General features: G+C 61.5%; 12 protein-coding genes. 1 reads left to right on the top strand and 11 read right to left on the bottom strand.

Annotation, left to right across the window (positions count from 1 at the left end):
- Window positions 1–57: 57 nt before the first annotated feature.
- Window positions 58–942, top strand: a complete 885-nt coding sequence (locus ACA070_RS13790; protein ID WP_497451604.1) for an aldose 1-epimerase — start codon at window positions 58–60, stop codon at window positions 940–942.
- On the opposite strand, the gene ACA070_RS13785 is transcribed toward ACA070_RS13790, so the two are convergent.
- The 11 genes from ACA070_RS13785 to ACA070_RS13735 form a co-directional block, all read right to left on the bottom strand.
- A complete protein-coding gene (locus tag ACA070_RS13785) occupies window positions 927–2,654 on the bottom strand; it encodes a PAS domain-containing hybrid sensor histidine kinase/response regulator (protein WP_497451603.1) in 1,728 nt (575 codons plus the stop codon). The genes ACA070_RS13790 and ACA070_RS13785 overlap by 16 nt on opposite strands.
- Window positions 2,638–3,801, bottom strand: coding sequence for an alcohol dehydrogenase-like regulatory protein ErcA (ercA, locus tag ACA070_RS13780; RefSeq protein WP_461954414.1), 1,164 nt, complete (start codon window positions 3,799–3,801; stop codon window positions 2,638–2,640). Before ercA ends, ACA070_RS13785 begins: the two co-directional genes overlap by 17 nt.
- A gap of 229 nt (window positions 3,802–4,030) precedes the next feature.
- Entirely contained in the window at window positions 4,031–5,164 is a 1,134-nt protein-coding gene (gene pqqE, locus ACA070_RS13775) for a pyrroloquinoline quinone biosynthesis protein PqqE (RefSeq protein ID WP_497451602.1), read from the bottom strand.
- Window positions 5,161–5,913, bottom strand: a complete 753-nt coding sequence (gene pqqC / locus ACA070_RS13770; RefSeq protein ID WP_497451601.1) for a pyrroloquinoline-quinone synthase PqqC — start codon at window positions 5,911–5,913, stop codon at window positions 5,161–5,163. Before pqqC ends, pqqE begins: the two co-directional genes overlap by 4 nt.
- Before the next feature lie 144 nt (window positions 5,914–6,057).
- Window positions 6,058–6,972, bottom strand: coding sequence for a pyrroloquinoline quinone biosynthesis protein PqqB (pqqB, locus tag ACA070_RS13765; protein ID WP_497451600.1), 915 nt, complete (start codon window positions 6,970–6,972; stop codon window positions 6,058–6,060).
- Window positions 6,973–7,025: 53 nt separating this feature from the next.
- Window positions 7,026–7,097, bottom strand: a complete 72-nt coding sequence (gene pqqA / locus ACA070_RS13760) for a pyrroloquinoline quinone precursor peptide PqqA (RefSeq protein ID WP_010455123.1) — start codon at window positions 7,095–7,097, stop codon at window positions 7,026–7,028.
- Window positions 7,098–7,354: 257 nt separating this feature from the next.
- Window positions 7,355–8,875, bottom strand: a complete 1,521-nt coding sequence (gene exaC, locus ACA070_RS13755) for an acetaldehyde dehydrogenase ExaC (protein ID WP_497451599.1) — start codon at window positions 8,873–8,875, stop codon at window positions 7,355–7,357.
- A gap of 297 nt (window positions 8,876–9,172) precedes the next feature.
- Window positions 9,173–10,951, bottom strand: coding sequence for a PQQ-dependent methanol/ethanol family dehydrogenase (locus ACA070_RS13750; protein ID WP_497451598.1), 1,779 nt, complete (start codon window positions 10,949–10,951; stop codon window positions 9,173–9,175).
- Between the two features lie 318 nt (window positions 10,952–11,269).
- Window positions 11,270–12,208 carry a quinoprotein relay system zinc metallohydrolase 1 gene (locus ACA070_RS13745; RefSeq protein WP_497451597.1) on the bottom strand — a complete coding sequence of 313 codons (939 nt, stop codon included), beginning with the start codon at window positions 12,206–12,208 and terminating at the stop codon, window positions 11,270–11,272.
- A gap of 16 nt (window positions 12,209–12,224) precedes the next feature.
- Window positions 12,225–12,986, bottom strand: coding sequence for a quinoprotein dehydrogenase-associated SoxYZ-like carrier (locus tag ACA070_RS13740; protein ID WP_497451596.1), 762 nt, complete (start codon window positions 12,984–12,986; stop codon window positions 12,225–12,227).
- On the bottom strand, window positions 12,983–13,861 hold the full coding sequence (locus tag ACA070_RS13735; RefSeq protein ID WP_497451595.1) for a substrate-binding periplasmic protein: 879 nt from the start codon (window positions 13,859–13,861) through the stop codon (window positions 12,983–12,985). Before ACA070_RS13735 ends, ACA070_RS13740 begins: the two co-directional genes overlap by 4 nt.
- Between the last annotated feature and the right edge of the window lie 3 nt (window positions 13,862–13,864).

The following is a 13,864-nucleotide window of genomic DNA, read 5'->3' as shown; positions in this document are numbered from 1 at the left end:
AGGCTTCGCCAGCTGCTACAGGGGACATCGGTGTTCTTTCATTAGGGCTCGACAGATATGACGCCAAAGATTCTCGAACTCAAAGACGATCTCACCCACCTCACCCTCGCCCCCGAACTCGGCGGCAGCCTCGTCAACTGGACCGTTCGCAGCACCGGGCAACCGCTGTTGCGCCACAACGACGCCCACGCTCTGAACACTGGCCTGCCAGGAAAACTCGGCTGCTACCCGTTGGTCCCATGGTCAAACCGCATCGCCGAAGGGGGATTTGACTGCCCCGATGGCTGGCTCGCCTTGACGCCCAACAGCCTCACCGATCCACTGCCAATCCACGGCAGCGCCTGGCAGCAGCCGTGGCAGGTGCTGTCGCAGACCCATGACGAAGTCGTCTTGCAACTCAACAGCGCTACACCCTTCGCCTATCGCGCCCGGCAGCGGTTTCATCTGACCGAGGGCCGATTGAGCATCGATTTGCACGTCACCCACTTGGCCAAACACCCCGCGTGGCATGGGCTCGGACTGCACCCTTACTTTCCGCGCACAGCGAACACCCGGCTACAGGCCAAGGCGAAAAATGCCTGGTTATGCGATGGATCGAAACTGCCGACCGAGCTGATGGAGTTGCCCGCCGAATGGGACTTTCATCAACTCAAGGCGCTGCCCGACACACTGGTCGACAACGGTTTCTGCGAATGGGACGGTCATTGCCTGATCCAGCAACCCGAGCTCGGTTATGAACTGGAATGCCAGGCCACCGGCAGCGATTACTACCTGCTCTACTGCCCTGTGGGCCTGGAGTTTTTCTGCATCGAACCGGTCAGCCACCCGGTCAACGCCCACCACTTGCCTGGCCGGCCGGGGCTGCGTTTGCTGGAGCAAGGTCAATCCATCGAACTCGGATTCAGCCTGCACTATCGCAAGCTTGATCAGCCCAGCATCTGACTCAGCACCGCACGCAACTTGCCGGGTTTCACCGGTTTGTTCAGCAGCGGTGCGGCGAGTCGCTGCAACGAGCGCCGGCACTGGTCGGTGCGGTCGGCGGTGATGATCACCGCTGGAATCGTCAGATTGAAATGCTCGCGCAAATGCCGCACCACATCACAACCCACCACCCCGTGATCGAGATGATAATCCGCGAGAATCAGTTCCGGCGCCTGCCCCTCCAAAGCTGCCAATGCGGAGTGCTCATCCGTGGCAATGACCACCTCGCAGCCCCACTGCCCGAGCAGCGCGCTCATGCTCTCAAGAATGCTCACTTCGTTGTCCAGCACCAGCAGGCGCCGGCCCGGCAACGGATTGCCCGTGCCCGGTTGCGGCGCGGCCAGACTGATCGGCAGCGGCACCTCATGGGAAATCGGCACGTCGATGCTGAACACCGAACCGCGTCCCGGCCGTGAATGGACCTGGATCCGGTAGTTGAGGATCTTGGCGATACGCTCAACGATGGCCAGCCCCAGCCCCACGCCCTTGCGGTCGGCGGCGCGCCCGACATCCAGTTGGTTGAACTCCAGGAAGATCGAATCCAGCCGATCCGCCGCGATCCCGCGCCCGGTGTCCCACACTTCCAGGCGCAGCATGTCGCCGCGCCGTCTGGCCCCCAGCAGAATGCTGCCCTCATCGGTGTAACGGCAGGCATTGCTGAGGAAGTTGCGCAGGATCCGTGTCATCAAGCGCAAGTCGGTATGAATGGCGTAATCGCCCATGTGCACCCGCAGGTTCAACCCGGCGGCCTCGGCCACCGACTGGAACTCCGAGACCAGCGGCGCGAGCAATTCGTCGAGGCGGTACAACGCGACGTCCGGTTTGACCGCGGCCTGATCGAGCCGGGAAATGTCCAGCAGATCGGTAAGCAAATCTTCCGCGCCTTCCAGGGCTTGGTGCGTTCGCTCCACCAACACCTGCTCGACATCGGGCAACTTGCGTTCGCGCAACGTCGAGATCAACAAACGGGCAGCGTTGAGCGGCTGCAACAGGTCATGACTGGCGGCGGCGAGGTATTTGTCCTTGCTGCGATTGGCGGACTCGGCGGCGTCCCGGGCATCGCGCAAGGCTTCTGCGATCTGTTTGCGCTGGGTGATCTGCTGTTGCAGGTTGCGGTTGGCTTCCAGCAATTCATTGGTGCGCGCGGTCACCCGCTGCTCCAGTTCGTCATTGAGTTGTTGCAGGCGTTGCTGGGCGAGTTTGCGTTCAGTGATGTCGGCGACAAAGCCCTCCACCAGCCCTTCCTGATCGGGTTTGAGCAGCAGGTTCATCAGTACGTCGAGGCTGCTGCCGTCCTTGCGCCGCAACTGGGTTTCATAGCCGTGCAGGCTGCCCTGATGCCGGAGGATTTCGCCGATGTTTTCCAGCTCCCCGGCACCGCCGACAAACAGATTGCTCGCCAGGTCCGCCAGCGAGAACAGCACCTCTTGCGGGTCCTGATAGCCGAGCATCCGCGCCAGCGCCGGGTTCGCGGCACGCATGCCCTCCAGGAGGCTGGCCTGGAAGATCCCGTGCACGGCGTTTTCGAACAGCCACTTGTAGCGATTGCGCTCGGCTTCCAGCTCGTCCAGTCGTGCGGAGAGTTCCGGATAATGGCTTTTGCGCGCCGAGTGGCTGCCTAATCCCAGTAGCCCGGCGAGCGCGCGTTGCTGCTCGTCAGAGGGCTTCGCCATAGACGACCTCGACATCACGCTGGCTGGATTCGCGTGGGTTGGTGAGGATGCACGGGTCGTGCATGGCGTGTTGCGACAGGAACGGAATGTCTGCGGTGCTGACCCCGTGCAAACCGAGGGTTTCATGGAAGCCTATCGCATGTTTCAGGGCGATCAGGTGTTCCACTAGACGCCCGCAAATCTGCCGGTGATTGAGGCCACGGCAATCGATACCGAAGGTCTCGGCGATCACCTTGAAGCGATCCGGCGCCGAGCTGTAGTTGAACGCGACCACGTGTTCCACCAACACCGCGTTGCACAAGCCGTGGGGCAAATCGAGGAAGCCGCCGAGGCTATGGGACATCGCGTGCACCGCGCCGAGGATCGCGTTGGAGAACGCCAGACCGGCCTGCATGCTGCCGAGCATGATCTTCTCGCGCAGGGCGATGTCGGTAGGGTTAGCGATCATCTGCACCAGGTTGCCGTTGATCAGGCGCATCGCTTCCAGCGCATGCGGGTCGGTCAGCGGCCCGTGGCCCGTGGAGACGAACGCTTCGATGGCATGCACCAGCGCATCGATGCCGGTACAGGCTGACAGGAACGGGTCCATGCTCAGGGTGGTTTCCGGGTCGATCAACGAAACGTCCGGCACCACGGCCTTGCTGACGATGGAGAACTTCATGCGTTCTTGCTGGTTGGAAATGATCACGAATTGCGAGACATCGGCCGAGGTGCCGGCGGTGGTCGGAATCAGGATCAACGGCGGGCTGGGCACGCGGATGGTGTCCACGCCTTCGAACTCAAGGATGTTGCGCCCGTGGGCGACGACGATGCCGATGCCTTTGCCGCAATCCATCGGGCTGCCACCACCGACCGCGACGATCACATCGCAGTGGTTTTCCTTGTACAGCTCGGCGCCGAGCATGACTTCCTCGACCCGCGGGTTGGGCGAAACGTCGCTATACAAAAAGTAGTCGATGCCCTGGGCTTGCAGGCTGGCTTCGACATCGGCCACCCAACCGGCGGCAATCACACCGGGGTCGCTGACCACCAGCACCTTGCGCGCACCAAAGGTCTTGGCGCAGTTGCCGACGTTGTGCCGGCAACCGGCGCCGAAGATGATTTCAGGCGAAACGAATTTACGCAGCTGGCTGAGACTCTGGCTCATTGGAAAGCCTGTTTTTATTGTTTTGAAGGTAGAACCACACTAACCCATCCCGTCGCGAATGCAATCAGACCAATGGGTAGAGCTCACACGGGGATTTTGTATTCACCCCAGATCCCCTGTGGGAGCGAGCCTGCTCGCGATAGCGGACTTCCAGTCAAAAATGATGTTGACTGACACTCCGTCATCGCGAGCAGGCTCGCTCCCACAGGGGATGTGTGTCGTCCTGGATTCATCCGCGATAGATCAGCCGCGAAGCCTTCTCATTACGCAACGTCAGGTGTTCCATGCCCTGCCCCGGCGCGTCCGCTTCGTCGCGGGCCTTGAGGATCACCCCGTGATGCGCCGACTTGCTGCACACCGGGTCGGCATTTTCGGCATCGCCTGTCAGCATGAACGCCTGGCAGCGGCACCCGCCCAGGTCCTTGTGCTTTTCATCGCAGGAGCGGCACGGCTCTTTCATCCAGTCATCGCCACGAAAGCGATTGAAGCCGAACGATTCGGTCCAGATGTGCGAGATGCTGTGCTCGCGCACGTTGGGAAACTCCACCGGTAACTGACGGGCGCTGTGACAAGGCAGCGCCGTGCCGTCGGGGGTGATGTCGAGAAACAGGTTGGCCCAGCCGTTCATGCAGGTCTTGGGGCGCTCTTCGTAGTAGTCCGGGGTGACGAAGATCAGCTTGCAGGGATGGCCTTGGGCCTCAAGACGCTCGCGGTATTCATTAGTGATGCGCTCGGCGCGCTGCAATTGCTCACGGGTCGGCAGCAGGCCGACGCGGTTGAGCTCGGCCCAACCGTAGAACTGACACGTGGCCAGTTCGACGAAGTCCGCTTCCAGCTCCAGACACAGGTCGATGATCTGCGCGATCTGGTCGATGTTGTGCCGATGGGTGACGAAATTCAGCACCATCGGGTAACCCTGGGCTTTCACCGCCCGGGCCATGGCGAGTTTCTGCGCGAAGGCCTTGCGCGAGCCGGCGAGCATGTTGTTGACCTGCTCGTCGGCGGCCTGAAAGCTGATCTGAATGTGGTCCAGCCCGGCGACCTTGAAGTCGCGGACTTTTTGCTCGGTCAGGCCGATGCCTGAGGTAATGAGGTTGGTGTAGTAACCCATGTCCCGCGCGGCTTTGATCAGCTCGGCCAAGTCCTGGCGAACCAACGGCTCACCGCCGGAAAAACCCAGTTGCGCCGCGCCCATCTCCCGCGCCTCGCGGAACACCCGAATCCACTCTTCGGTGCTCAGTTCCTCGCCTTGCTGGGCGAAATCCAGCGGGTTGGAGCAATACGGGCATTGCAACGGGCAGCGATACGTCAGCTCTGCCAGTAACCATAAAGGCGGACCGGGTGGCTGTTCGATCAGGTTCACAGGGTGATCCCCCGGTGCCAGATATTCTCCGTGGTCACGGTGTGATACGGCGGACGGCCCAGCTCGTAGGCCATGCTCATCGCGTCGAGCATGCTCCACAGCACGTCGAGTTTGAATTGCAAAATCTCCAGCATGCGTTGCTGGCCTTCGACCGTCACGTAGTGCGCCAGGGTAATGCGCAAACCGTGCTCGACATCGCGCCGCGCCTGGCTCAGACGCGTGCGGAAATAGTCATAACCGGCCGGGTCGATCCACGGGTAATGCGTGGGCCAGGCGTCGAGACGGGACTGATGGATCTGCGGCGCGAACAGCTCGGTGAGCGAACTGCTGGCCGCTTCCTGCCAACAGGCGCGACGGGCGAAATTGACGTAGGCGTCTACCGCGAATCGTACGCCGGACAGCACCAGTTCCTGAGAGAGGATTTGCTCACGGTCCAGTCCCACCGCTTCGCCCAGCCGCAACCAGGCTTCGATGCCGCCCTCGCTGCCGGGGACGCCATCGTGGTCGAGGATGCGTTGCAGCCATTCACGGCGCACGTCGCGGTCGGGGCAGTTGGCGAGGATCGCGGCATCCTTGAGCGGAATGTTCACCTGGTAATAGAAGCGATTGGCGACCCACCCCTGAATCTGCTCGCGGGTCGCGCGGCCGGCATACATGGCTTGGTGGAAGGGGTGGTGGATGTGGTAGCAGGCGCCTTTGGCGCGCAGGGCGGCTTCGAATTCGGTGGGGGACATGGGTTGGTCAGTCATTGGGGTTCTCCTGAAGCTCTGCGGTGTCTGGTCTGGCCTCATCGCGAGCAGGCTCGCTCCCACATTGGTTCTCTGTTGTTCACACATTTTGTATCCAGTGGAGATTCCCTGTGGGAGCGAGCCTGCTCGCGAAGGGGCCATCCGCTACAACTCAAGAGTCATGCCGTCAAACGCAACCTCAATCCCCCGCCGCGCCAGCAACGCCCGCTCCGCGGAGTCTTCATCAAGGATCGGATTGGTGTTGTTAATGTGGATCAGCACCTTGCGCTGGCGGCTGAACCCCTCCAGCACCTCAAGCATCCCGCCAGGACCGCTTTGCGGCAGATGCCCCATTTCACTGCCCAGGCTCTGGCCGACTTCGCACACGCGCATTTCGTCGTCGCGCCACAACGTGCCGTCCAGCAGCAGGCAATCGGCGCGCTGCATCCAGCTCAACACTTCATCGTCGACTTGGCCAAGGCCCGGGGCATAGAACACGCTGGCACCATTGCGCAGGTCTTCGATAAACAAACCGATGGTGTCGCCCGGCTGCGGATTGCCGCGATTGGGCGAATACGGCGGTGCGTTGCTCACCAAGGGAATCGCACGAAATTGCAGGTGCTCGCACGCCGCGATGCTAAACGGTTCACGGTCCAGCTCCACCGGTTGCCACTGCAAGCCGCCGTTCCAGTGCTCGAGCATGGTGAACAAGGGAAAGCCACTGCTCAGGTCTTGATGAACGCGTTCCGTGCACCAGACCGAATGCGGGCAACCTTCGCGCAGGCTCAACAGGCCGGTGCAATGGTCGATCTGGCTGTCCAGCAGCACGACCGCGGCGATTGCCGTATCGCGCAGCTGACGGGCCGGTTGCATCGCCGGGAAACCTTCAAGCTGCGCGCGAATGTCCGGTGAAGCATTGCACAGCACCCACTCCACACCGTTGTCGCTCAGGGCAATTGACGACTGCGTGCGACGCTGCGCGCGCAGGCTGCCATTGCGCATTCCGGCGCATTGGCGGCAGTTGCAGTTCCATTGCGGAAAACCGCCACCAGCGGCGGAACCGAGAACGCGGATGTGCATGGGAGGCTCCAGAAGGCAGGCCCGGCCAACGCCACGGTTGGCCGGGTGGACAATCAACGGTTGGCGAAATACATCGTCACTTCAAAACCAATGCGCAGATCGGTGAACGCGGGTTTATTCCACATGGGTCAATCCTCTTCTTGTGCCGGGTTATTCCGGTAAAGCCATTAATGCACGGGGCGCCCGGTGCCCGAATGCTACTTTGGAACGAGTTGGCGGCGTGCGTTGGTAGGGGGTGTTTGCGCGGTTTCCGGTACACACAAAACCAATGTGGGAGCGAGCCTGCTCGCGATGACGGTGTATCAGTCAACTGAGATGTTGAATGTACTGGCCTCATCGCGAGCAGGCTCGCTCCCACAGGAGTTGCGGCGTGATTACGGGGCTAGAAGAACCCCATCGGGTTGATGTCGTAGCTCACCAGCAGGTTTTTGGTCTGCTGATAGTGGTCGAGCATCATCTTGTGGTTTTCACGGCCGACACCGGACTTCTTGTAGCCACCGAACGCAGCATGGGCCGGGTACAGGTGGTAGCAGTTAGTCCAGACGCGCCCGGCCTTGATCGCCCGGCCCATGCGGTAGGCGCGGTTGATGTCGCGGGTCCAGAGGCCGGCGCCGAGGCCGAACTCGCTGTCGTTGGCAATCGCCAGGGCTTCTGCTTCGTCCTTGAACGTGGTGACGCCCACCACCGGCCCGAAGATTTCTTCCTGGAACACGCGCATTTTGTTGTGGCCCTTGAGCAGGGTCGGCTGGATGTAATAGCCGCTGGACAAGTCACCCTCCAGACGCTCGGCCGCGCCGCCGGTGAGCAGCTCGGCGCCCTCCTCCTGAGCAATTTTCAGGTACGAGAGGATCTTGTCGTATTGCTGCTCGGACGCCTGGGCGCCGACCATAGTTTCAGTGTCCAGCGGGTCGCCGCGCTTGATCTTGACGATCTTCTGCATCACCACTTTCATGAAGTCGTCGTAGATCGATTCCTGCACCAACGCTCGCGACGGACAGGTGCAGACTTCGCCCTGGTTGAAGAACGCCAGCACCAGACCTTCGGCGGCTTTCTCGATGAACTGCGGCTCGGCTTGCATGATGTCTTCGAAGAAGATGTTCGGCGACTTGCCGCCCAGCTCGACGGTGCTTGGAATGATGTTCTCGGCCGCGCATTTCATGATGTGCGCGCCAATCGGAGTGGAGCCGGTGAACGCGATCTTGGCGATGCGCTTGCTGGTGGCCAGCGCTTCACCCGCTTCGCGACCGAAACCCTGGACTATATTCAGCACGCCGGCCGGCAGCAAGTCGGCGATCAGCTCAGCGAAGACCATGATCGACAGCGGCGTCTGCTCGGCGGGTTTGAGCACCACGCAGTTGCCGGCAGCCAGGGCCGGGGCGAGTTTCCAGGCAGCCATCAGCAACGGGAAGTTCCACGGGATGATCTGTCCGACCACGCCCAGTGGCTCGTGGAAGTGATAGGCGGTGGTCAGCTCGTTGATCTCGGCGGCGCCGCCTTCCTGAGCGCGGATGCACCCGGCGAAGTAACGGAAATGGTCAGCGGCCAATGGCACGTCGGCATTGAGGGTCTCGCGCACGGCCTTGCCGTTGTCCCAGGTTTCGGTGACGGCGAGGATTTCCAGATTTTGTTCGATGCGGTCGGCGATTTTCAGCAGCACCAACGAGCGATCCTGAGCCGAGGTCTTGCCCCAGGCATCCGCCGCGGCATGGGCGGCGTCGAGGGCTTTTTCGATGTCGGCGGCGCTGGAGCGCGGGAACTCGGCAATCACTTCACCGGTGACTGGCGAGGTGTTGGTGAAGTACTCGCCATTGACCGGGGCAACGAACTCGCCGCCGATGAAATTGCCGTAGCGCGCTTTGAAGGAAACGACGGCGCCGGGTGTTCCGGGTTGTGCATAGATCATGGTGGGCCTCTGTCTGGGTCGATGCCTGTCGGGCAAACAGGCGATGAACCGATAGTAGAGAGCCCCGCGCGCCAGACGAATGCGCCGTTGGCAGGGGGACTCTCGTTATTTGGTAGTAGAAAACGCCGCTGTACCAGCAGGCTTTTGTGGCGAGGGAGCTTGTCGGATCGCCGCACCGTCCCGTTCGGCTGCGCAGCAGTCGTAAATCCAAACGACTCGGTTGGGGCCGGGAACGTAGGGGGCTGCTTCGCAACCCAGCGGGAGCAAGCTCCCTCGCCACAGGTTGTGTTGTATGGGTCAGTGCTTCGCCACCACCAGGTCTTTCGGCAGCTTGAAGGTCCAGAGCATCCCGCCCTGATTGAAGTCCTTGATGCGCTTGGCCACTTCGCCGCCCCACAGCGGCACAGCGCCACCCCAACCGGACAGCACCGAGACGTACTGCTCGCCGTCCATTTCCCAGGTCACGGGCGAACCGAGGACGCCGGAGCCGGTCTGGAATTCCCAGACTTTCTCGCCGGTCTTGGCATTGAACGCCTGCAGGAAACCTTCCGGCGTACCGGTGAACACCAGGTTGCCCTTGGTGGTCAGCACCCCGCCCCACAGCGGCGCGAAGTTTTTGTGGCGCCAGACTTCCTTACCTGTTTTCGGGTCGATGGCGCGCAGCACGCCGATGTAGTCTTCATTCAGCGGCTTGATGGTGAAGCCGGCGCCGAGGAACGCCGCGCCTTTTTTGTAGGCGATGCCTTCGTTCCAGATGTCCATGCCCCACTCGTTGGACGGCACGTAGAACAGCCCGGTGTCCTTGTTGTAGGCCATCGGCATCCAGTTCTTCGCGCCGAGGAACGCTGGGGCTACGAACACCGAACTGCCTTTGGCTTCGGTGCCTGGCGCACCAGGTCGGCTGGCTTCGTTGTAGATCGGCCGGCCCTCTTTATCGAGGCCGGTGGCCCAGGTGATCTTGTCCACGAACGGAAAGCCACGAATGAATTTGCCGTTGGTGCGGTCCAGCACGTAGAAGAAACCGTTACGGTCAGCGGTCGCGGCGGCTTTGATCTCCTTGCCGCCTTCGGTGTAGTTGAACGAGACCAGCTCGTTCACCCCGTCATAGTCCCAGCCGTCGTGTGGCGTGCTCTGGAAGTGCCACTTGATCGTGCCGTCGTCCGGATTCAGCGCCAGACGCGACGACGAGTACAGGTTGTCGCCAGGACGCAGGTGCGAATTCCACGGCGCCGGGTTGCCGGTGCCGAACAGCAGCAGATTGGTTTCCGGGTCGTAGTAACCGCCGAGCCAAGGCGCTGCGCCACCGGTTTTCCACAGATCGCCAGGCCAGGTCTTGCCCGCTTCACCGCCGGAGATGCCGTTTTCTACCGCTTTGCCGTCCTTGTAGGTGTAACCCATGTGGCCTTCGACGGTGGGCCGGGTCCACAGCAGGTCGCCGTTTTTCGGATCGTAGGCTTCGATCTTGCCGACCACGCCGAACTCGCCACCGGCCACACCGGTGATCAGTTTGCCGTTGATCACCAACGGCGCGGCGCTGATCGAATAGCCTTCCTTGTGATCGGCGACTTTCTTGCTCCAGACGACTTTGCCGGTGTCCTTGTTCAGGGCGACGAGCTTGGCGTCGAGGGTGCCGAAGAACACCAGGTCGCCGTACAGCGCGACACCACGGTTGATCACATCGCAGCAGGGACGGATGTCATCGGGCAGGCGCGCATCGTATTGCCAGAGTTTTTTGCCGGTGCGCGCATCCACCGCAAACACCCGCGAGTAGGAACCGGTCATGTACATCACGCCGTCCTTGATCATCGGCTGTGCTTGCTGACCGCGTTGTTTTTCCCCGCCGAAGGAAAATGCCCAGACCGGACGCAGGTCCTTCACGTTGTTGACGTTGAGGGTGTCCAGCGGGCTGTAGCGCTGACCCTGGACGCCCAGACCGTTGGTGACGATCTGCTCCGGGTTCTTGGGGTCCTGGAGAATGTCTTGATCGGAGACGCCGGCCAGCGCGGTGCCGGACAACAGCATGGCACTGAGCAGCACACTCAAGACAAAGGGTTGGCGACGTGCGGGTTGGGTCATGACAGCTACCTCTGCGGTTTTTGTTATACCCGGGAAATTTTCCCGGTCTGGTGCAGATTCTTCGGCGCCGCCGCTCTTGGGACAATTGCCCGCAGTGTTGAGATTGCTAGTTCCTTAGTAGTGGGTCGGAAAAGATAAACACTGGTTTCTGATCGCCACAGACCTGTAGCAGCTGGCGAAGCCTGCGTTCGGCTGCGCAGCAGTCGTGAAATCAGAGTTCGCGGTGCATCAGGCAAACCGTGCAAGTCGGGTTTACGACTGCTGCGCAGCCGAACGCAGGCTTCGCCAGCTGCTACAAGGGATTGCGGGGCCGCTGGGTCATTTGTTTGCGGTGGAATCGACTCGGGTCATTTGTGCGCGCTCGTAACGGGGATACAGATGGCTAACGCTGCGAATCAGCTCGTAACGACTCAGGCTGATCCCGGCAAACCGCTCAGGAATGGGACTGCGGATCATCTCGCTCATGTCGCTGCCATTGGCGGCACCATCACGCATAAGCTGATCGAGCCAGCCGAGGTAGTCGCGCATTTGCTCGAACGGTTGCTGATCGCTGGCCACCGGCCCATGGCCGGGCACGATCAGCGTCCACGGCAGGCTCTGAAGCGTGGCGAGGTCCGCCAGCCACACTGACAGCCCCGGCCTGTTGGGCGTGGTCAGCGCCCGTTGGTAAAACACCAGGTCCCCGGCAAACAGCACGCCGGTTTGCTGGTCGAGAACAGCCAGATCCGCGCCAGTGTGCCCACCCAGGCTCAGCAGGCGCAGATCGTGATTCCCAAAACTTTGGACGCTGGGCGTCAGCGTCCGGGTCGGCAGCACCACTTCGGTGCCGCGCATCCAGTCACCCACCAGCCGATACATGTTCTCGGCCATGGCGTCGCCCTGCTGATGCAGCAGATCGGTGGTGCCGGCCAGCGCGCCGATTGGCACGTCGCTGAAGGCCTGGTTGCCCAACACATGGTCGGGATGGTGATGGGTCAGCAGCACCTGGATCACCGGTTTGTCGGTGATCGCGGCAATGGCTTTGCGCATCGCTTCGCCGTAGCGTTTCGACGGTCCGGTGTCGATCACCACCACACCACGTTCGGTGACGATGAACGCGGTATTGACGATGTTGCCGCCGTTGGCCTTGGCGAAATTGTCGGTGCTGCCTTCCAGCAGCCAGGTGTCTTCGGCGATTTGTCGGGGCTTGAGTGAATACTCGAGCTCGGCCAGCGCCGGCAGACTCAGGCTTATAAACAACAGCAGCATCCAGCGCATGACGCGCTCCTTGGGGTCAGGGTATGGCCGCATCGAATTGATTGCCGCTGTTGTCGCGCAGCAACAGGCGCGTCTGCCCTGCCCCTTCGATGTCGAAGGCCAGGCTGGGGTTTTCGCTGACGGCGGGAAACAATTCCATCCGGGCCAGCAGCTGATCGTTCTGGTCGCGCAGCTCGGCATGGTTGATAAAGAATTCCGGAATGCCACTGACCATGCCGTTGTCCATCGGATGCGCCACTTGAAGGCGTACACGGCTGAACTCTCCACGGGGATAACGACCGCCCAGCACTTCACCGATATGGTCTTCCCAGCCCGGCTGGGTGCGCACGACGCTGGGCGCCGTGCATCCACCGCCCGCCGCATCGATCAGGGTCGAGCCGACATGCCACAGTCCATCGCGGGTCAGCACCGCCGCACGCAACGGCGTGGCTTGCTCGATACGGATACGAATCGACAGCCAAGGCAGCACGCGGTCGACGGGTTGAAAGTCGACGATCTTCGGCAGCGGATTGAGCTCAGCCCAGGCAAGGATTTTTACCACTTCACCCTTGAACGCCCGGGCGTCGATTTCCAGCGGCACTTGCCGGGCATCTTCGGCGAACGGCGGCGCCAGCAACTTGACCCGGTCATCGAACACGAACGGTGCGTCGCCGAGCATCTGCTTGTGATAGAAGGCCCACATCACCGAGGGCACCGGGTCTTTGCCCGGCTCGATGGTGGCAGCGTGCGCCGCCAAGGATAACCAGCAGAGCAACAGACAACTCGCGCGCCAGTTCACTGTTGATACATCTCGGGCACGTCATAGCGCAGGCCGTAATGACCGTAAATGGTTTTGACCGCACCCTCGCGGATCAACGCCTCCAGCGCCTCCTCCACGGCATAGGCCAGTTGACGGTTGCTTTCGTGCACCGCCATGCCGATTTCCCAGAGCTGCTTGCCCATGTTCGGGTAGGCGTTTTCCGCCAACGCCACTTGCGGATCGTTGGCTTCGTGAACTTGCCAGTCGATCTCGCCGCGCATGGCCATGACCGCGTCGACTTCACCGGCCTTCATCGCCGCGAACGCTTGAGGCACACCGGGATAATGGTGGGTTTTGCCCGCGAGCATGCCGTTGAATACAGAGGTCAGGTAGAACGACGGCACGCTGTCGACTTCGACGCCGATCGGGTGGTGTTCGAACACCGCGACGCTGCCCACTGATTCCAGACGGCGGCGGTCAAAAGCGACTTGCCATTGTTCGTTCTGGTACGGCCCGAACATCACCACGTGGCCGTTTTCCAGTTCACCCAGTTCGTTGCGTTTTTGCGCGTAATCACGGTCGTAGGGCACGCGCATCATCAGGTCGGCCAGTTGCAGATCGTGCAGCTGACTGGCGCGCCAGATGTAATCGCGCAGGTCGTCATCAAGCTTTTCGCCGGCGGGCGCCCAGATCAGCGTCAGGCGCACACCCAGCGCCTTGGCCAACGCTGCGGCAAGCTCGACATCAACCCCGCGGGCCTGACCGGCGTCTTCGAAACTGTAGGGGGCGAAGTCCTTATAGACCGCCACTTTCAGCTCCCCGGCGGCGATCATTTCGTCATAGGTTCGGACCTGCGCCTGCACTGCCTGGCAGCACAGCAACACAGCGCTGATCAACACAGCGAGCAGGCGCATGGG

It is taken from the genome of Pseudomonas sp. LBUM1678 (assembly GCF_059695575.1).
Note: the sequence above shows the minus strand (reverse complement) of the source record. Positions and strands in the feature narration are given on the sequence as shown.